This is a genomic window from Aidingimonas lacisalsi, from assembly GCF_008079445.1.
Taxonomy (GTDB): domain Bacteria; phylum Pseudomonadota; class Gammaproteobacteria; order Pseudomonadales; family Halomonadaceae; genus Aidingimonas; species Aidingimonas lacisalsi.
In genome coordinates this window covers 396551-416462 of record NZ_VRYH01000004.1, presented here as the reverse complement: position 1 = coordinate 416462, position 19912 = coordinate 396551, and the positions used below count along the sequence as shown (strand labels likewise).

18 protein-coding genes are annotated in these 19912 nt (G+C 58.8%); 14 read left to right on the top strand and 4 right to left on the bottom strand.

Translation table 11 applies throughout. From position 1 onward, the window contains the following. The first annotated feature begins 11 nt into the window (after positions 1 to 11). The 9 genes from FVV99_RS11020 (at position 12) to FVV99_RS10980 (ending at position 10753) form a co-directional block, all read left to right on the top strand. Positions 12 to 1073, top strand: a complete 1062-nt coding sequence (locus tag FVV99_RS11020; protein ID WP_148254120.1) for a protein-glutamate methylesterase/protein-glutamine glutaminase — start codon at positions 12 to 14, stop codon at positions 1071 to 1073. A gap of 55 nt (positions 1074 to 1128) precedes the next feature. Beyond that, positions 1129 to 2880: a methyl-accepting chemotaxis protein gene (locus FVV99_RS18995; protein ID WP_148254119.1), complete on the top strand. Its 1752-nt coding sequence runs from the start codon at positions 1129 to 1131 to the stop codon at positions 2878 to 2880. A gap of 62 nt (positions 2881 to 2942) precedes the next feature. Next, on the top strand, positions 2943 to 3332 hold the full coding sequence (gene cheY, locus FVV99_RS11010; RefSeq protein ID WP_148254118.1) for a chemotaxis response regulator CheY: 390 nt from the start codon (positions 2943 to 2945) through the stop codon (positions 3330 to 3332). 21 nt (positions 3333 to 3353) lie between these two features. Continuing rightward, positions 3354 to 4037, top strand: a complete 684-nt coding sequence (gene cheZ / locus FVV99_RS11005; RefSeq protein ID WP_148254117.1) for a protein phosphatase CheZ — start codon at positions 3354 to 3356, stop codon at positions 4035 to 4037. 153 nt (positions 4038 to 4190) lie between these two features. After that, the gene (gene flhB / locus FVV99_RS11000) at positions 4191 to 5366 is read left to right on the top strand and encodes a flagellar biosynthesis protein FlhB (RefSeq protein ID WP_148254116.1); all 1176 of its coding nucleotides are present in this window, start codon (positions 4191 to 4193) and stop codon (positions 5364 to 5366) included. After that, positions 5363 to 7447, top strand: coding sequence for a flagellar biosynthesis protein FlhA (gene flhA, locus FVV99_RS10995; protein WP_148254115.1), 2085 nt, complete (start codon positions 5363 to 5365; stop codon positions 7445 to 7447). The genes flhB and flhA overlap by 4 nt, the downstream gene beginning before the upstream one ends. After that, complete coding sequence (gene flhF / locus FVV99_RS10990) at positions 7444 to 9813, top strand: flagellar biosynthesis protein FlhF (RefSeq protein WP_148254114.1); 2370 nt, start codon at positions 7444 to 7446, stop codon at positions 9811 to 9813. The genes flhA and flhF overlap by 4 nt, the downstream gene beginning before the upstream one ends. After that, entirely contained in the window at positions 9813 to 10316 is a 504-nt protein-coding gene (locus FVV99_RS10985) for a hypothetical protein (protein ID WP_148254113.1), read from the top strand. The genes flhF and FVV99_RS10985 overlap by 1 nt, the downstream gene beginning before the upstream one ends. A gap of 14 nt (positions 10317 to 10330) precedes the next feature. Further along, positions 10331 to 10753 carry a flagellar protein FlhE gene (locus FVV99_RS10980; RefSeq protein ID WP_161598991.1) on the top strand — a complete coding sequence of 141 codons (423 nt, stop codon included), beginning with the start codon at positions 10331 to 10333 and terminating at the stop codon, positions 10751 to 10753. 3 nt (positions 10754 to 10756) lie between these two features. On the opposite strand, the gene FVV99_RS10975 is transcribed toward FVV99_RS10980, so the two are convergent. Then, positions 10757 to 11386, bottom strand: coding sequence for a histidine phosphatase family protein (locus FVV99_RS10975; protein WP_148254111.1), 630 nt, complete (start codon positions 11384 to 11386; stop codon positions 10757 to 10759). A 209-nt stretch (positions 11387 to 11595) separates the two neighbouring features. Here FVV99_RS10975 and FVV99_RS10970 point away from each other — a divergent pair, with 209 nt between their 5' ends. Next, positions 11596 to 12291: an RNA polymerase sigma factor FliA gene (locus FVV99_RS10970; protein WP_148254204.1), complete on the top strand. Its 696-nt coding sequence runs from the start codon at positions 11596 to 11598 to the stop codon at positions 12289 to 12291. Between the two features lies 1 nt (position 12292). Here FVV99_RS10970 and FVV99_RS10965 read toward each other — a convergent pair whose 3' ends face one another. Genes FVV99_RS10965 through FVV99_RS10955 form a run of 3 tightly spaced genes read right to left on the bottom strand, consistent with a single transcriptional unit; the run spans position 12293 to position 15983 of the window. After that, the gene (locus FVV99_RS10965; protein WP_236645378.1) at positions 12293 to 12967 is read right to left on the bottom strand and encodes a PqiC family protein; all 675 of its coding nucleotides are present in this window, start codon (positions 12965 to 12967) and stop codon (positions 12293 to 12295) included. 14 nt (positions 12968 to 12981) lie between these two features. Then, a complete protein-coding gene (pqiB, locus tag FVV99_RS10960) occupies positions 12982 to 14646 on the bottom strand; it encodes an intermembrane transport protein PqiB (protein ID WP_148254110.1) in 1665 nt (554 codons plus the stop codon). Continuing rightward, positions 14643 to 15983 carry a paraquat-inducible protein A gene (locus tag FVV99_RS10955; RefSeq protein WP_148254109.1) on the bottom strand — a complete coding sequence of 447 codons (1341 nt, stop codon included), beginning with the start codon at positions 15981 to 15983 and terminating at the stop codon, positions 14643 to 14645. Before FVV99_RS10955 ends, pqiB begins: the two co-directional genes overlap by 4 nt. 133 nt (positions 15984 to 16116) lie before the next feature. Here FVV99_RS10955 and FVV99_RS10950 point away from each other — a divergent pair, with 133 nt between their 5' ends. The 4 genes from FVV99_RS10950 to phnE all read left to right on the top strand — a co-directional run bounded on the left by FVV99_RS10950 (position 16117) and on the right by phnE (position 19908). Beyond that, entirely contained in the window at positions 16117 to 17097 is a 981-nt protein-coding gene (locus tag FVV99_RS10950) for a calcium/sodium antiporter (protein ID WP_148254108.1), read from the top strand. A 200-nt stretch (positions 17098 to 17297) separates the two neighbouring features. Then, positions 17298 to 18230 (top strand): phosphate/phosphite/phosphonate ABC transporter substrate-binding protein, encoded by a 933-nt coding sequence (phnD, locus tag FVV99_RS10945; protein ID WP_236645393.1) that lies wholly within the window; start codon positions 17298 to 17300, stop codon positions 18228 to 18230. A 29-nt stretch (positions 18231 to 18259) separates the two neighbouring features. Further along, positions 18260 to 19084: a phosphonate ABC transporter ATP-binding protein gene (gene phnC, locus FVV99_RS10940; protein WP_148254202.1), complete on the top strand. Its 825-nt coding sequence runs from the start codon at positions 18260 to 18262 to the stop codon at positions 19082 to 19084. Next, positions 19081 to 19908 (top strand): phosphonate ABC transporter, permease protein PhnE, encoded by an 828-nt coding sequence (phnE, locus tag FVV99_RS10935; protein ID WP_148254106.1) that lies wholly within the window; start codon positions 19081 to 19083, stop codon positions 19906 to 19908. The genes phnC and phnE overlap by 4 nt, the downstream gene beginning before the upstream one ends. Positions 19909 to 19912: the final 4 nt, after the last annotated feature.

Below are 19912 nucleotides of genomic sequence, written 5' to 3'. Positions count from 1 at the left end.
GGAGATACGCCTTGAGCGCAGCGAAAATCAAGGTCCTTTGCGTCGATGACTCGGCGTTGATTCGTGACCTGATGACCGAAATCATCAATAGCCATGCCGACATGGAAGTCGTCGCCGTGGCTCCGGACCCCCTGGCTGCCAGGGATTTGATCAAGCAACACAATCCCGATGTGCTGACGCTGGACGTCGAAATGCCGCGCATGGATGGGCTGGATTTCCTCGAACGGCTGATGCGGCTACGCCCCATGCCGGTACTGATGGTGTCGTCGCTGACCCAGGCAGGGTCGGAAGTGACGTTGAGGGCGTTGGAGCTTGGTGCCGTGGATTTTCTTGCCAAGCCATCACTGGGAATTCGTAGTGGAATGATGGAGTACGGCGAGCTGATCGGCGACAAGATTCGCGCCGCTGCTCGTTCGCGGCCTCGCCAGGCACGGCGTAAGGACAAGCCGGCGCCCAAGGCGGTGGAGGCACCGATGATTTCCAGTGAAAAACTGTTGATCATCGGTGCTTCCACCGGCGGAACCGAAGCGATTCGTAGTGTCCTGGAACCGCTGCCACCCAACTCCCCGGCAGTATTGATTACCCAGCATATGCCGGGTGGTTTCACACGATCCTTCGCTGAACGGCTCGACAAGTTATGCCGTATCACGGTCAAGGAAGCGCAGGAAGGTGAGCGTATCCTGCCCGGACATGCCTATATCGCGCCGGGCGACACGCATCTCAAGCTGGGGCGTAGTGGTGCGAATTACGTCGTGAAGCTGGATGACGGTGCGCCTGTCAACCGCCACCGACCTTCGGTCGATGTGCTGTTTCACTCGGCTGCGCAAGTCGCCGGCCGTAATGCCATTGGGGTTCTGCTCACCGGTATGGGCAAGGATGGCGCAGCGGGTTTGCTGGAAATGAAAAAGGCCGGTGCGCGTACGGTCGCTCAGAATGAAGCGAGCTGCGTGGTATTCGGTATGCCGCGTGAAGCGGTCGCGCTGGGTGGGGTCGATGACGTGGTGTCGCTTGAGGATATCGCGCCGCGCCTGATGAAACTGGCTGCCGATTCGGGGCGCGCGCAACGCGTCTGAGCGAAGCGGGTAGACAGCAAACTGATAACGATAACGGTAAAGAGGAACTGTCGGCATGAGATCACTACTACGCAACTTGAGTATCAATGTCGCGATGAGCTGCGTACTGCTCTGCTTTGCGCTGTTCATTGCCATCATTGCGTCGCTTGGCTATGTCGCCAATCGTTCGGCCGATGAGTCGCTGCAGACGATCAATCAGATCAATGTCGAGCAGTTGAACGAAATCAACCGCGCCGACGCACTGCTCAACTCGACTCGTATCAGTCTGGAGATCGCTTCGAATCACATCATGTTGGGGCGGATGGATCTTTCCCAGGCGGAACTGGCCAAGGCCAAGGACAAGCTGGAACGCTCGCAGGCGCGTTACCAGAACTTCGTCGATACGCCCAAGACGGACCAGGGGCGCGAATTGGCGACGACAATCCAGTCGAATTTCGATGGGATCTTTGACGTAGTCGCTGAGCAGGTCGAGGCTCTCGAGCAGGCGAACACCCCGCTTTACAACGAGTTGCGTGAAGGATTGCAGGAGCCGACGGAAGCGTTGGCAGCGAACATGACTGAGTTCGTCAGATACGCCAATCGGCGTGGCGATGAGCAAATGGCGGGTTACGAGGGACAAGTCGAGCGTTTTCAATGGATCGGTCTTGCTGTCATCGGTGTTACGGTCCTGTTGCTGGTATTGATTTATCTGGGACTGCGAAAGTTGGTCATTCAGCCGCTCCGCGAGGCCGTAACGAACCTGGAAGCCATCTCCGAGGCAGACCTTTCCCATGATATTCGGGTGAATGGTCGCAACGAGATCTCGCAACTGTTCCGCGCCATGCAAAAGATGCAGCAGGGACTGAGCAAAACGGTTGCGACGGTTCGTGACAGTAGTAACTCCATCCATGTCGGTACCCGTGAAATTGCTACCGGCAACTCGGACCTGTCATCGCGGACCGAACAACAGGCCTCGTCGCTGCAGGAAACGGCTACCAGCATGGAGCAGTTGACCACCACGGTGAAACAGAACGCCGACAATGCGCGTCAGGCCAGCGGTCTGGCGACCGACGCGTCGAGTACTGCCGAACGTGGCGGAGAAGTGGTCGATCGTGTCATCAAGACAATGCATGGTATTTCCGGTAGCTCTCAGCAAATTGCCGACATTACCGGAATGATCGACTCCATTGCCTTTCAGACCAATATCCTGGCACTGAATGCTTCCGTCGAGGCGGCGCGTGCAGGAGAACAGGGGCGTGGGTTCGCCGTGGTTGCCGGCGAGGTTCGGAACCTGGCGGGACGTAGCGCATCGGCGGCCAAGGAAATCAAGGAGTTGATCGATACGTCCGTGACTCAGGTCCAGGAAGGATCGAATCTGGTCGAACAGGCAGGAGAGACGATGACGGAAGTCGTTGCCTCGGTCAGACGAGTCACCGACATCATGGACGAGATCTCGTCTGCATCGCAGGAGCAGAGCGACGGTATCGAGCAGGTCAGCCATGCAGTCAACCAGATGGACCAGGTCACTCAGCAGAACGCGGCTCTCGTGCAAGAGGCAGCCACGGCAGCCGTATCGCTGGAAGAGCAGGCCAATCGCCTCGAGCAAGCCGTCTCGGTCTTCCGGCTAGCGGGAGAGAAGAAGGGACTGTCGACTTCTTCCGGGTCAACGCGACGTGAGGACGGCCGTCCAGGCGATACTGTGTCTCAGGAAGAGAGTCAACAACAAAACGAGCCGACATCTGGCCAACGCGGTCTGCAGACTCGGTCCGCTTCGCAACCAGCGAAGCAACAAGACACTGTCACTGAAGACGATTGGGAAGAATTTTGACCAGTTCGTGGCCGACATGGGGTCGGTCACGCCTACTTGCGATGAAGTAACGAGGAGCAGCAATGGCCGACAAAAACATGAGCATCTTGGTGGTGGATGACTTTCCGACCATGAGGCGGATAGTACGTAGCCTACTCAAGGAATTGGGGTTCACCAATGTCGAGGAAGCCGAGGATGGCCAGGATGGTCTGTCCAAGCTCAAGAACGGTAATTTCGAATTCGTCGTTTCCGATTGGAACATGCCCAATCTGGATGGCCTGGAAATGCTGAAGCAGATCCGTGAGGATGATGCCCTGAAGGAACTGCCTGTGTTGATGGTGACTGCCGAGGCCAAGAAGGAAAACATCATTGCGGCTGCCCAAGCCGGGGCGAATGGCTACGTGGTAAAGCCGTTCACCGCCGCCACGCTTGAAGAGAAGCTGAACAAGATCTTCGAGAAGCTGGGCAAGTAACGGCCTCAAGAGGAAATGGTCATGAGTGATAATTCACAGGATGCATCGCAACCGAATGCTCAGGATGAGCTTGTCCAGCGTATCGGTCATTTGACACGTATGCTGCGTGAAAACATGCGCGAGCTTGGGTTGGACAAGGAGATCGAGCGTGCTGCTGAGGCTATTCCGGACGCCCGTGATCGCCTGAGTTATGTGGGTTCCATGACGGAGCAGGCGGCTGAGCGAGCATTGAATGCCATCGATCGGGCTCAACCCATTCAGGATGATATGGGGGCCCAGGCCCAGGCACTCGATGAACGCTGGCAGGCATGGTTCGCCGATCCCATCGAGCTGGATCAGGCCAAGGAGTTGGTCAACGATACGCGCGCCTATCTCGGTAACGTCCCCGCGCAGACACAGGCTACCAATGCCGAGTTGATGGAAATCATGATGGCCCAGGATTTTCAGGACCTGACCGGCCAGGTGATCAAGAAAATGATGGATGTGATCCGTGAGATCGAACATCAGTTGGTTCAAGTGCTGCTCGATAGTGTCCCTGAGAGTGAAGGGCGTGAAGCGATGCAGAAGCGTGCCGAAGGTCAATGGAAGGCTGACGAGCAGCGCGAGGAGTCATTGCTGAACGGCCCGCAAGTCAAACCTGAGGGAGAGGATGTCGTTAACTCTCAGGATCAGGTGGACGACCTGCTCGACGAGCTGGGCTTTTGATCCACCTGCGGTTATTGCTTCCCACCTTGATGCCGAGCACGTGGCAATCGTGAATTAGCGCACGATTCGTCACGCTGTTCGGCGTATTGCCGTTGCCGATCTTTTCCGATAATGCCCGATGTCCTAATTCCAGCCTGAACTGATAAACGGGCCATGGCCGAAGAAGACGATCAGGAAAAGACCGAAGACCCGACGCCGCGACGCTTGGAGAAAGCCCGTGAAGAGGGCCAGGTTGCGCGCTCGCGCGAGTTGACCACGTTCATGTTGCTACTGGGTGGGGTCGCCGGATTCTGGTCGATGGGCTCGTTGCTGCAGGATCAATTGGGCCTGGTCATGGAGCAAGCCTTCCTGTTCGAACGACGCCAGGCCTTTCAGGATGAGTCCATGCTCATTGCAGCGTGGGAGCTTGGCCAGCGCACCTTGAAGATCATGTTACCGCTGTTTCTGTTGCTCGGGGTGCTGGCATTGGTGGCGCCGGCTCTGCTCGGTGGTTGGTTGATTTCGGCCAAGTCGCTCAAGCCACAACTCGGTAAGCTCAACCCTTTCAAGGGCATCAAACGGATTTTTTCGTCACAAGCGCTAGCCGAGCTGGCCAAGGGGATCGCCAAGTCCGGATTGGTGGGAGGCGTTGGCTTGTCCTTCTTGTTTTTCAATAAGGGCAAGTACATGTCGCTGATGGATCAGCCGGTTCAACAGGGCGTCGCTACCGCCTTGAACATGGCGGCCATGGCGTGTGGTCTGATGGTGCTGATGCTGGTCGTGGTGATCTTGATCGATGTGCCGTTCCAACTGTGGAGCCACAACAAGAAACTGCGCATGACCAAGGATGAAATCAAGCGCGAGCACAAGGAATCCGAGGGGGATCCTCAAGTCAAGGCACGGATTCGTTCCCAACAACAGGCCATGGCGCGGGGGCGGATGATGAGCAAGGTGCCGGAAGCGGATGTCATCGTGACGAACCCTTCGCATTATGCCGTGGCCTTGCAGTACGAGGACAGCCACATGTCGGCGCCGCGCGTGGTGGCCAAAGGCGCCGATACCGTGGCGGCCAACATCCGCGAGCTCGGTGATGAACATGCCATACCTCGTCTGGAGGCGCCGCCACTGGCGCGAGCGCTTTATCACAATGTCGATCTCGATCAGGAGATTCCGGTCGACCTGTATACGGCGACCGCCGAGGTGCTGGCATGGGCATTTCGACTCAAACGGGTACAGCAGGATGGTGGCGATGTGCCTGATACTCCCGGTGACTTGCCGGTACCGGCGGCGATGGATGGTCCTCGTACCGGAGGAGCATCAGGCGATGAATCAAGCGAGGAGCCTCGATGAGTGCGTTACGCGATTATCTGGGACGTCATGACTGGATGAATGACGTCCGCATGAAACTGCTGGCCGGACCGGTACTGATCATCATGATTCTGGCCATGATGATCCTGCCGTTGCCGCCTTTCCTGCTTGATCTGCTGTTTACGTTCAACATAGCCATGGCGGTGATGGTGCTGTTGGTTAGCATGTTCACTCAGAAGCCATTGGACTTTGCCGCATTTCCGGCCGTGTTGCTTTTCACCACGTTGCTTCGCCTGTCATTGAACGTGGCGTCGACCCGCGTCGTGTTGATGGAAGGGCATCAGGGGGGCGATGCAGCCGGTAAAGTGATCGAAGCCTTCGGCTCCTTCCTGGTCGGTGGGAATTTCGCTGTCGGGCTGGTCGTCTTCATGATTCTCGTGATCATCAACTTCATGGTCATTACCAAAGGCGCGGGGCGCATCGCGGAAGTGGGTGCGCGCTTCATGCTCGATGCCATGCCAGGCAAGCAGATGGCGATCGATGCCGATCTCAACGCCGGGTTGATCGGTGAGGAGGACGCGCGCCAGCGGCGTTCCGATGTAGCCCAGGAAGCCGATTTCTACGGGTCGATGGATGGGGCCAGTAAATTCGTGCGTGGCGATGCGGTTGCGGGTTTGATCATCATGATCGTGAACGTCATCGGGGGGCTGCTGATCGGCATGCTGCAGCACGATCTCAGCTTCACCAACGCCGCTCAGACCTACACCCTATTGACGATCGGCGATGGACTGGTGGCGCAGATCCCCGCTCTGGTCATTTCCACTGCCGCCGGCGTGACGGTGTCACGCGTCACTACCGATCAGGATGTCGGGCAACAGATGATGGGGCAGTTGTTCGTCAATCCGCAGGTACTGATCCTTGCAGCGGCTGTCATGGGGTTACTGGGTCTGGTTCCCGGGATGCCCAACCTGGTCTTCTTGATTTTCACTGTACTGCTGGGGTCTCTGGCTTGGTATCTGATGCGTCGACAGGAGCGTGAGTTGGTCGAATCGGCGACCCAGGCGGAACCGCCGCCACCTCCAGAAGCGCCTGAAGCGAGCTGGGATGACGTTCAATTGGTCGATACGCTCGGACTGGAGGTCGGACACCGCTTGATTCCTCTGGTAGACCACCGACAGGAAGGCGAATTGCTGGCTCGCATCAAGAGCGTGCGCAAGAAGTTTGCCCAGGAAGTGGGGTTTCTGCCGCCCGTGGTGCACATACGTGACAATCTCGAACTCGGTGCCAATAGTTACGCGATCGCTTTGAAAGGGGTCGAAATCGGTCAGGCAGAGGCGTACCCGGGCAAGTGGCTGGCAATCGATCCGGGGCAGGTGTCAGGTCATGTCGACGGTACGCCGACCGAGGATCCTGCCTTCGGCTTGCCGGCGGTGTGGATCGACAGCGGTCAGCGTGAACACGCACAGGTCTATGGCTATACCGTCGTGGATGCGAGCACTGTGGTAGCAACGCATCTCAACCACTTGTTGCATCGGCATGCCAGCGAGATGCTGGGGCGTGCGGAAGTGCAGCAGTTGCTCGACAAGTTGGGCGAAGACCAGAAGTCGCTGGTCGAGGAAGTCGTGCCCAAGGCAATTTCGCTAACGGTCCTGCAGCGTATCCTGCAAAACCTGCTCGACGAGGAAGTGTCGATACGGGACATGCGTACCATCATGGATACGTTGGCCGAGCATGCTCCCCATCAAACGGATCCTAACGAATTGACGGCTCAAATTCGGGTTGCGCTTGGTCGGGCCATTACTCAGCAATGGTTCCCGGGCAGTGGCGAAATGCATGTTATGGGACTCGATGCGCAACTCGAACAGGTCCTGATGCAGGCCATGAATAGTGGCGGTGCATTGGAACCGGGGCTGGCCGATAATCTGATGCAGCAGACCGAAGCGGCCCTGCAGCGTCAGGAAAAGTCCGGCGAGCCTCCTGTGCTGGTCGTTCAGCATTCGCTGCGTGCCTTACTGGCCCGATTCCTGCGTCGACGCATGCGGCACCTGGTCGTCATGTCTCAAGCGGAAATCCCTGATGATCGAACCCTGCGCGTGACCAGCCTGGTAGGAGGTCGTGAATGAGTGTCCGGCGTTTCGTAGGTGACAATAGCCGCGAGGCAATGCGTGAAGTTCGCGCCGCTCTGGGAGATGATGCGCTCATTCTCTCCAATCGGCGCACCGACGAGGGCGTCGAGGTCCTCGCCCTGGCCGATGCAGACCATGGACGCATGACGTCATCTGCCAATGCGGAAGAATCAACGATATCGGCATCCGAACCTGTCAGAGCGACGGTCCAGGACGACGCGGCGCCTGCGAGCTCGATACCATCGGCAGCGCAGCCTTCCGTTGTAGAGAGTGACTTCCCCGGTCATCATGATTTTGCTGCCTTGAGCCGCCAGTTGCTGGGTGAAATGCAAGACATGCGGGCGATGCTGAGTCGTCAGGGAACGGACAACGCTGCCGACGTATCGTCCGTGGTGTCTCGCCTGCGTCATCGCCTGGTCAGTGCCGGATTCAGCGTGGCCTTGAGTGACGATGTGCTGGCAATGCTGCCTGACGAGATAGCCCAACTGCCTGTCGATGATCCAGGCCTGGATGACTGGCTGATCCGACAACTGATGTCATCCTTGCGGACGCCGGACAGTGATATCCCGTTGCTGGATAGTGGCGGTATCGTTGCCTTGGTCGGGCCGACGGGGGTAGGCAAGACGACGACGACGGCCAAGCTGGCCTCCCGGTATGTCATGCAGCACGGCAGTGAACATGTCGCGCTGGTGACGACTGACGGGTACCGTGTCGGTGCGCATGAGCAGTTGCGCATCTATGCCGATTTGCTGGGTATCGAGGTGTACGCACTCGACAGTGAGGCCGACTTGAGTTCGCAACTGACTCGCTTGGCCGACAAGGCGCTGATCATCATCGATACGGTGGGCATGAGCCAGCGCGACCAGCGGTTGGTACGACAAATCGCCGATCTGGCCCGTCTGCGTTCCGTCAACGATGATCGCGTGATTCCCGTACACCTGATGCTGCTTCTGAATGCTGCCAGTCAGGGAGACACCCTCGAGGACGTCGTGACGACGTATAAGCAGGCGGTTAGCGGTGCCGGCGGCAGTCTCCACCACTGTATCCTGACCAAGCATGATGAAGCGGCACGGCTTGGCCCGGTGCTGGATAGCATCATGCGGCACGGATTGACGCTACATTATGTCTCGTATGGCCAGCAGGTGCCCGAGGATCTGGCTCTTGCCGATGGCCGGGCGCTCATCGAGCAGGCCCTGTCAGCGGCCGGTGACTCGCCATATTCGCCCGATGCCGAACAGATGAGTGTGCAAGGTGCGCAGTTGCAACGGCTGTCACGAGGGTTGCTCGGACAGGGGCGCGCGTTGACGGCAGCGTTCGATTCACTGCGTCGTGAGATCACCGGGTTCTCTCTCGTTGAGGCGGCTTGGACGCTATGTGGTTTAGCGCGTCAACAACAGGCCGATGCCTGGCAGTCCCTGGAACGAAAGGTCCTGCCCATGGCCCGTGAAGCGGGTGAGTCGAGTGCGGGTATGACACTATTGTGGGGGCCCGTTCAGCATGCAGGAAGCGCGTGGCCGATGCCCGTGCAGATGCTGGATGGCGCTGGCAACCCGTTGCCGCTGTGCTGGCAGCGCCACCGTTTGCCAGCCTCCGATGAACAACGCCTGGACTGGGCATCCCATGCGCTGGGGGTGTCCGAACATGTCTTTGCCCGTTGTCCCGGGGTGGCGATCATGGAGTGGTTGGCCGCCTGGCAATTGCCCTGGATCGCGGCGGCGCAACATAACAGCAAGGTCCTGCGCGATAGCGAGCGAGTGGCAATGGCGTCGTTGGTAGCGTTGGCATCGCCGGTGACGACATTGACGCTGAGGCATCGGGGGCGGCGGATTGTCATGCAACTGTCGGCGTTGGAGGTTGCGTCAGGTACGCTCGACGATGCTCGTGCGCAAGACGGTGTAGGGTTGACGGCGTGGTTCGGTGAGCTGACCGATGCCGATAGTGGCCGCCGAATGGGCCGACGCTACTGGCTGGCGTCGCCCGATAGTGAGCTGGGTAGTGCATTGATTGCGCGACAAATGATTCACGGTGAACTGCCGGCACTGACCAGGCAGGCGTGGCAGGGCATCGACGATGCCGGCATGGGGGGCGCCGATGTGTCCCTCAGGTTATCGTTGGCGAGCGGCCTTGCCTCCATTGCGGTGCGTCTCGAGCAGGATGATTCCCCTTGGGCCATGGATGTCAGGGCGCGACTGCTCAGCTTGCTGGGAGGCCAGCGCCAGCGTCGCGCCAAGCGCTTATTGGAGGCGTTACTGCAGGCATTCGTCGCCTACGATGCCCTCCGGGAGCTGGGTGGGCCTCGAGCCGATGCCTTCAGTGCGAGGGCGAGTGATGCACGACAAGTCGGCGAGGCGAGCCAGCGGTGATGAGCGATGACGCTATCGAGATGCAGGACTCTCGGACGGATCAGGCTGCCGGTCTGCGGCGCTGGGCTGGTGAACGAGCCAGGATGTCTCCACCATCGTCAAGCACCGGTGACGCCTCGACGACACTGATGGTGGTCGGGTTGCCGGATACGTCGAATGCCCAGACACAACGGGTCATCGATGTGCTGGCGCAGTGGCATGACGCAGGACAACAATGGATCGGTGACCCTGCTGCATGGCGAGTGGTGGGGCTGGATGCTAACACGCCGCACCTGGCAGTACTCGCCGAGCAACAATCCCGCTGGGCATTGTGGGTGGATGAGGATCCGGATGGCTTTCGTCGCGCCTACCGCGTGTTGAAACAGTTGAGTCTGCGTGAAGGGCCGCGTCGACTATTGGCGGTGCATCCAGGCTTTCCCTCGTCCCGGGGGCTGCTCAATAATCTGAGAGAAGCTGCCGGGTCGTTTCTGGGCATTGAACTGCTGGTACTGGCCAGACGATGAACATGATGAGTGCAATGACGAAGCGTCGTTTCAAGTGGCATGTCATGGCGCTGATGGGCCTGGCGTGCTTGCTTGTCGGACCACTGGGTCCAGTGGCACTTGGCGTGCCCGGAAGCTGGGTGGGAGAACCGTCCGGGGTGCGTGTCGCAGTGGCTGGCCGTGCGACCGACAGCGAGCGGATACGACCTTCATCGGAGATTGCCGCCGGGCATCGACTTCAGTCGGTGCGCTGGCGGTTTTCGATTGCTCCGGGACACCGTGTGGATGCGTGGCTATGTCATCCAGCTCAATGTATACCGTTATCTTCGCAGCAGGGGCAAAGTGATGCACTGGCCGGTAAATCGGCGACACAGCCGTTGTGGTTCCGGTTTCGTTTGCCCGACGGCGCAACGGCCGTGTCGGTAACGCAGTTGCAGTTGATCGCTGAGTTCCGATAGAGGCTAAGAATCAACGGATTCAGAGTCGCCTGTCAGGAGCGTGATGCTGGCGGGTTCCAGTGCCGGGCGTTGACGATGTTCGGTCAAGGGGCGCCGTTCCATGTGGGTCAGCAGGATATGTAACGGGTCGCCGTGACTGACTAGCATCAGAACCTCGCCATGATGTTCGATTTCCAGCGCCTCGATAACGGCCATCATGCGCGAAGCGACATGTTCCAGGCTTTCTACGCCGAATTCGCAATGTGACGGAGTGTGCCGGTCATAGGCCCACACGGATTCATAGTGATGATCCGGTTCGCCTTCCAGTTCGCCGAAATGGCGTTCGCGCAACCGTGGGTCGGTTCGGGTGGGCAGCGCAAAGTGATGTGCCAGGATTTGAGCGGTTTGAGTTGTACGCAAGAAGTCAGAATGTACGATCCGTAATGGCAGGGGCCAGTGCCAGCCTTCGATGAGTTCGTCGAGTTGGGTGATGCCCAATGGTGACAGTCCGGCGGTTGTCAGACCGTTTGCGGGATCGCTGACGATACGGTGACAGGCATTGGCTTGACTATGTCCATGCCGGACGAGCAGGTAGCGGTTTCGTAATCGATAGTCGGCGATGTGTAATTCATGCTCGTTCGGTTTGGCGTACATGGTGATCTCCGCTCAGAGCGTGGCCGGTCAGCTTAGCGACAAGCGAGCGGTGTTGCCACTGCGATATCCGCAAAACGATGAAAAGCCTCCGTTCGATAGGGGTATTCCCGCTATGGCCGCTCAGTCTCGGCGGCAATAATGCACTCATGAGTCGTTGATGGCTCATGTTCCTCAGACCCGGCAAGTTGCCAGGGGCCAAGGCGAGAGAGATGTATACGGCACAAGGCAAGATCGATCAGGAAGCGTTGCTGGAACAATACCTGCCGATAGTTCGTCGTCAGGCGCTGGCGCTGCAAGTGAAACTCCCTGCGAGTGTCGAACTGGACGATCTGATTCAGGCTGGCATGGTGGGGCTGCTGGATTGCTTGAACCGTTATGATGCCGGTCAGGGGGCAGCCTTCACGACCTATGCCAGCCAACGTATTCGCGGTGCGATGATCGATGAGCTTCGCAGTCGTGATTGGGTGCCGCGTAGCGTCAGGCGCAATGCCCGGTCGATCGATGAAAGCATCCGACGTCTGGAGCAGCGAATGGGACGGGCGCCGGAGGAGCGGGAGATCGCCGATGACATGGGGTTGGCACTGGAGGAGTATCAGCAACTGCTGGGAGACGCGAATGGAGGGCAGCTCTTGCCGTTTGAAGAGCTCGTCAGTGACGGTGGTGAACCCAGTGCGGGAGATAGTGGGCCTCTCTCACCGTTTGCGTCCCTGGTTGATGGAGAGCAACGGCAACAACTCCTCGATGCCATCAATGCCTTGCCGGAACGCGAAAAACTGCTATTGGGGCTTTATTACCAGGAAGAACTCAACCTCAAGGAGATTGGCGCCGTGCTTGAAGTCAGTGAATCACGTGTCTGCCAACTCCACAGTCAGGCAGTGTCACGATTGCGCTCACGCCTGGCCTGATTCATTCAGAGGGTCGATATCGTTCACGCACGACAGTGGCGATTTCGTCGGCCAGACCATCCCAACTTGCCCCGAGCGCCCTGACCAGAGCGGGATAACCGTCATGCTCGAGCTCCGTGCGAACATTGAAGGGACGAGCGGCGATCAGACGGTCATGCGTATTGCGTAGCTGCCAACGGCCACCGGCGATGGCATAACCGTGTTGATCGCCCTGAAAACGGTCGACGTCGATGCGTAATTTCGCGACCTCCACGTGTCGCTCGTCGTCTTCCCCGGTCGCCAGGTTCATATCTCGGGCATCACTCGCTACGTACGTCGTGTCGAGCCGTTCGGCCAAGCGGTGGCGTAGCCCGCGTTCGAGTTGGTGGTCGAGTCGTTCGGCCCACAAGTGTTGACTCGCTTCGTTGAGACGCAGTTCATCGAGTTGCAGCACGATACCCTCGTTATCCAGATACTCGGCCAGATCGAGCGACTCGACCAACAGGACATGCTCGGCATCAGCGCCTGCCGTGTGCTCAGGCGCCGGACCGGGCAGGGTATAGCGTTCGCTGGGGGTAGGTGATCCTGCACAGCCGGTCAGGAGAACGAGACTCATCACGACCATGGCGAGACATGTTCGATACGGGCTGTCAGAGCGTGGTATGCAACGGCGATCGGACAACATGTTCGGCGTCATATAGGAATCCTTCGTCATTGTCTGGGCGCTTGCGGCTCCGGATCTTCGCCTTCGCGGTGGTCGAAAATCAGTGCATTGGGTTGTTCGCGCAACGTTCTGACTGTCGGCTGCAAATCGCGCAGCAACTTGTCGAGTCGCTCCAGCGTCGTGGTGATGTCCTGATAGGCGGCGGATTCGGGCGAGAAGCCATCCAGTGTTCTGCGCATGTCCTCCAGGGTCTGGTTGACGTTGCCGGGCAGCTCCTGCGTTTCGGGGGCTTCAAGCAACTCTCTCAACGCTGACGTCGTCTGTCGGACTTCCCCGAGCGTGGCCTCCGACGCGGCCAGATTGCTATCGAGTCGATTGAGTACCGGTTCGACGTCCAGAGCGTTGAGTTTGCTCAGCAAGTCCGATACCTGTTGTTCGATCTGGGCGAATCCCGATGACGAGGTGGGAAAGATGGTAACGCCCTCGAAGCGTTCCGGGGTGTAGTCTCCCTCCAGGTCGCGCTGGAAATTGAGGTCGACATACCGTGCCCCGGTCAGTAGATTGCCTGACTTCAGAGACGCTCGCAGACCCAGATCGAACATCTGCTTCATCTGCTGATCCCACTCTTCCAGAGTACGCCCTTGTTCATCTTCACCGAGCCGTTGCGGTTCGATGCGGATGAGAACGGGGATGGTGAAACTGGAGCGGGAGTCGGGTTGTGGCGCGGTAAAGTTCCAGGGGACGCTATCCACGGTACCGACACGGACACCGCGGTATTCCACGGATGCACCGTGGGACAGCCCCCGGACACTGTCATCGACGAGCAGGACATATTCCAGATAGCGATTGAAGGTGCCCTGGCGTGCACTCTCTTCGTCGGCATAAAGGGTAAAGGTCGTATTCGCTCCGACGGGATCACCCATCGGGATGTCTTCCGGCACGCCAAAGGTGACCCCGCCACCCAATAGGGACTCGAGTGAGTCGACATTGACACGTACGCCCTCGGAATCGAGGCGAAGATCGAATCCGCTGGCTCCCCAGAAGCGTGTGCTGGTGGTGACGAGAACATCGTACGGGCTTTCGATGAATAGCTGATGGCGCATTTTGCGCGCTTGTGCATCGAACTCGGTTTCCTCGACGCGGCCGACGGTGAACCCCTGATATGTCACGGGATCACCGACGCGTAGTGAGTTGCCTAGCTGGCTATCCAGGTTGAGCCGTAGTCCTTCGGCATCCTGGGAGGCAACCGGTGGCTGATTGCGGACGTCGAAGCGCCGCCGGGGGACATCGCTGTTTCCCGGTTGGATCTGAATATAAGCGCCAGAGAGTACTGTACCGAGCCCGCTGATGCCTTCACGATCAATGCGCGGCTTGACGACCCAGAATTGGCTGTCTTCTACCAGCATGGGCTCGGCTTCAGGATCCATGCGCGCCGTGATCACGGTATGCCCCAGGTCGTCGGAGAGACGGACATCCTCGACGCGTCCCACTTCGACATTCCGGCTCTTGATCAAGGTATTGCCGGCTTCGATTCCTTCCGCATTTTCCATGACCAGGGTGACCTGAGGCCCGCGACCGGCGACATTGTCGTAGACCAGCCACAAGCCGATCAGTGCGGCAACCAGGGGCACGATCCAGATGGGAGACAGTCGAGTCTGGCGGCGCCTGATCGCACGGGATGACTCGTTGGGTGACGTATTGTCATCGGTCATGAGTGGCTTCCTTGGCGGTTACGCTTCTCGGTCGCATTCGGTGCATCCCAGATCAGCCTGGGATCGAAGGTCATGGCGGCCAGCATGGTCAATACGACCATGGCACCGAAAGCCAGTGCGGCGTGTCCCGGGGTGATCGACATCAGGTCACCGGCACGTACCAGCGCCACGAGCAAGGCAACGACGAAAACGTCGACCATCGACCAGCGACCGATGAATTCCGTGACACGGTAAAGGCGTGTGCGGATGCTGTTCTGCAGTCGATCGCTGTTGCGAATCGCGATGCATAGCCAGGCTAGAGCGATCAGTTTGCCGACGGGGACAAGCACGCTGGCAATGAAGATGATCGCCGCGATCGGCCATGATCCCGATTGCCATAGCGTGACCACTCCCCCGATGATTGTCGAGGGATCACTGCGTCCCAGTGAGGTCGTGGTCATTATTGGATAGATGTTGGCGGGAATATAGAGAATCGCGGCGGCGACCAGCAGCGCCCAGGTCCGCTGCAGGCTGTGCGGAATGCGTGCGTGCAGTCGCTCACCACATCTGAGGCATTGAGTGTGACGGGCGTTGCTGTCGATTCGATTGACCAGCCTGCAGGTGGAGCACCCGACCAACCCTTGAGAGGCTGCCGTTTTGCCGACCTGACTGCCTTCGGGAGCCGGCGGTTCACCGGCCAGCGAGAACCACATCCAGTCGGCATCGATCGATTGTGTGGTAAAGAGCAGTAGCAGGGCAAAGGCGCAGAAGGCCCAGAATGAAATGCCCAGTTCGACATCGGCCAGTCCGGCCACTTTGAAGAGGCTGACCAGTGCGCCGATGATGAAAACATCGGCCATCATCCAGGGATGCAAATGCGCCAGTGAGCGTGCAATCGTGCGGCTGGCAGGCAGAGGCGCGTTTCGTAACAGACCCAACTGGAGCCAGATGACACTACTTAGATAGACGGCAGGGAGGACGATAACGGTCAATGCGACCCCGATGGCCACGAGTGGCTCATGGAAGCCGAGTAGCGTCGTTGCAGTTTCTGTCAATTCGATTCGGTTGCCAATACCGCGCGCTTCGAAACTGACGAAGGTAAACGACACCGACATCGCCAGTGCCAGCAGTGAAGCGATCGCCAGTGCCATGCTGCGTTGTACGGGGCGGAAATGGCGAGTCACCAGCGTATGGCCGCAACGAGGACAATCCGCCTTTTCACCGGGATGCAGCGGGGGAAGAGCGGTCAACCAGTCGCATTCATGACATGCTCGCAGGCGACGGCGTGACGTGCGCGCCTCCGGGGATTCCGGGACGAACGAGGCGTCTTGCTGTGGTGTCTCGCGACTCCCTGCCACTGGTGAACTCCGCTGCGCAACTGCTGGTTAATCACTCAACCTGGTGTCATTATGCCGCGTGTCATGAGACAGACAAACATTCGTTCATGAATGCCTTTGTTCATTGCGGGGAATAGTCAAGGGAGTAACGACGATGCTGTGGCCGCTGCTGGCGATCATCGTAGGTCTTGTCGTGCTGGTATGGAGTGCCGAGCGCTTCGTTGATGGCGCGGCAGCGACATCGGGACATCTGGGGCTGTCGCCGTTGTTGATCGGTATCCTGGTCATCGGTTTCGGGACCTCGGCCCCGGAAATGATGGTCTCGGCGCTGGCCGCCTGGCAGGGAAGCCCCGGACTGGCGTTGGGGAACGCTTATGGATCGAATATCACCAACATCGGTTTGATTCTCGGTCTAGTGGCGTTGCTTTCCCCATTGGCCGTTCACTCCCAGGTACTACGTCAGGAAATACCGTTGCTTGGTGGCGTCACTCTGGTGGCCGCGTGGCAATTGTGGGATGGGCGCATCAGCACGCTGGATGCAGTCAGCCTACTGGTGGTCCTGAGTGCTTTCGTGGCGATCAGTATCTGGCGTGCTCGGCAAACGGGGACGGATGGCCTCGGCAGCGACACCGAGGAGACCCTCGCTGCTCATCCCATGTCGCTGAAGAAAGGGATCGTTTGGACGCTTATTGGCCTGGTCGTGCTGATAGCGAGTTCGCGGGTGCTCGTTTGGGGGGCGGTGGCCGTTGCCCAGCGCTTTGGTGTCAGCGACCTCATCATTGGACTGACGGTCGTTGCCGTCGGTACGTCGTTGCCTGAGTTGGCATCGTCGATCAGCGCGCTGAGGCGTCGTGAACATGATCTCGTGCTGGGTAATGTCGTCGGATCGAACTTGTTCAATACGCTGGGAGTCGTCGGACTCGCCGGTGTCATTCATCCCATTGATTCGGGCAGCGAAGTGTTGATGCGTGACTGGGTCGTAATGGCCGTGATGACGCTGTTGATGGGTATTTTCGCCATGGGCTGGAAAGGTCGACCCGGCCGCGTCAACCGTGTCGAGGGCAGTTTGCTGTTACTCCTGTTCATTGCCTACACCAGCTATCTGGTTGCCACGGTGGTGGCGGCAGCGGGATAGCGCTGCTTTGTCATCGCAACGTCTTCGAACGGTAACAGGAACGACATTGCATTGTCGCTGGTCTGTCATCTGCATGACCTAGGGTCTGGCTTGGTTCTTCGCTAATCCGCCAAAGGTTCGATGACATGACAGTACCATTGACTTACGCAGGAAAAACGACGTCCACCACCGGTGTGTTCCCGCTGCCGAACTTGCTCAGCATGGCGGTGGCAACCGTCATGCTGGTCTCCGCTTCGGTGAGCGCGGCCGATGACTTGTCATCGCGTTACCAGGATGAGAATGGCGATCTGGTTGCCGATCTGCCTGACGACGAATCGGCGTGGGTCGACCCCGAGACGCTCGTCTTCGCCTATACTCCCGTCGAGGATCCTGCCGTTTATGCCGATGTATGGGCAGGGTTTCTGGATCATATGGAGGAGGTGACCGGCAAGCGCGTGGAATTTTTCCCGGTGCAGTCGAATGCCGCTCAGATCGAGGCCATGCGGGCAGGGCGGCTACATGTGGCGGGCTTCAACACCGGCTCCAATCCATTGGCGGTGAACTGTGCCGGTTTCGTGCCATTCACCATGATGGCACGTGAGGATGACAGTTTCGGTTACGAGATGGAAATCATCACGCAACCGGACAGCGACATCGATTCGCCCGAGGATCTCGAGGGACGGACCTTGGCCTTCACGTCGGAGTCGTCCAATTCCGGTTATAAAGCGCCGTCGGCGTTGCTCGATTCGGAGTTTGGCCTGGTGGCCGGAGAGGACTTCGACAGCGAGTTTTCCGGCAAGCACGACAATTCCATCATGGGGGTCGTGCATGGTGATTATGAAGCCGCTGCCATCGCCAATTCCGTGCTCAAGCGGATGGTGTCACGCGATGTGATCGATGAAGACGATTATCGCAGCATCTACACGTCGACTACCTTCCCTACCACGGGTTATGGCCATGTCTATAACCTCCATCCGGATGTCGCTGAAGACGTCAAGCAAGCCTTTGACACCTTCGAATGGGAAGGCAGTGCCCTGCAGGAAGAGTTCGAGAACTCCGGCGAGGCCAAATTCATCCCGATCACGTATGAACAGCATTGGGATGTGATTCGCACGATCGATGAGGCCAATGGCGTCTCCTACGATTGCGATTGAGGGGAGCGAATATCATGGCCGGTATCCCGATGTTGAGGCTCGCGGGGGTGTCGAAGCGTTACGGCAAGGACGTTCCGGCGTTGAGCGACATCGACCTATCACTGCCGCGCGGTCAGGTATTGGCATTGATCGGTCCTTCCGGCGCAGGGAAAAGCACCTTGATTCGCTGTGTGAATCGTTTGGTGGAACCGACGCAAGGGCATGTCTGGCTCGAAGACATCGCCGTGACGCGTCTGCGGGGAGCCCAGTTGCGCCGTGCGCGGCGCAGCATGGGCATGATCTTTCAGGAGTACGCACTGGTCGATCGGCTGACGGTGATGGAGAACGTACTGTCCGGGCGTCTCGGGTACGTAGGATTCTGGCGAAGTTTCCTGCGCCGCTATCCGGGGGAGGATGTCGCCGAGGCATTGCGCATGCTGGAACGTGTCGGCATGCCTGACTCCATGGACAAGCGTGCCGATGCGCTTTCGGGTGGGCAACGTCAGCGAGTGGGCATCGCTCGCGCATTACTGCAGGCTCCTTCGCTACTGTTGATCGATGAGCCGACGGCGAGTCTCGACCCCAGGACCTCGCGCCAGATCATGCGTTTGATACGCGAGTTGTGTTCCGAACGCGATCTGGCGGCAATCATCAATATCCATGACGTGGCTCTGGCACAACGTTTCGCCGACCGTATCGTGGGGTTGCGTGACGGTCGTATCGTCTACGATGGCACGCCTGATGGGCTGACCCCTGCAGTCTTGACGACGATCTATGGCGAAGAAGAGTGGAGTACCGCGCCAGCAGGCGATGAAGAGTCGGGAGGCGTCGGCCATACCCGGCAGATGCCTCTGCCGGTTGGAGACGCATCATGACAGGGGGGCGTGGCGAAACGATAACAACGACGGGGCATGCGGTTACCTGGCGACGTCCTCCCTTGATTCGCGATCGTCGCTGGCGCTGGGGGTTGATGGCGGGAACTGCCGTCTATCTGGCGTTGGCCATCGCGAGCATCGAAGTCGATTGGTCCCGCGTCGTCGATGGCCTGGCGCGTGGGGCGGCCTTCGTCGCGGCTTTTGCGCAACCGGATTTCGTATCGCGCTGGGAAGATATCGTCGCTGGTATTCTGGAGAGTTTGACCATGACGGTCGTGTCGACGTTCATCGGGATCCTGCTTTCCATCCCGGTCGGGCTCGGCGCCGCACGAAATGTCTCCGCCTGGCCGGTGTACATGTTTTGCCGGGGCATGATTGCCGTATCACGGACGTTCCAGGAAGTGATCATCGCTATCCTGTTCGTGGCCATGTTCGGTTTTGGCCCCTTGGCGGGTGTCGTGACATTGGCATTCGCGACGATCGGGTTCATGGCGAAACTGCTGGCCGAGGATATCGAGTCGATCGATTGGCGCCAGGTCGAGGCGGTACGCGCAACAGGCGCGGGGTGGTGGCAGTTGATGAATCATGCCGTCCAACCCCAGGTGACGCCGCGTCTGCTCGGCTTGTCGCTGTATCGACTGGACATCAATTTTCGCGAATCCGCCGTGATCGGCATCGTGGGGGCCGGCGGTATCGGGGCGACGCTCAATACAGCGATCGATCGCTACGAATACGGTTCGGCGGCGGCGATACTGCTGGTCATCATTGCCATCGTCATGGTTACGGAATACGCCTCCAGTCATGCTCGGCGTTTCCTCCAATAAGTTC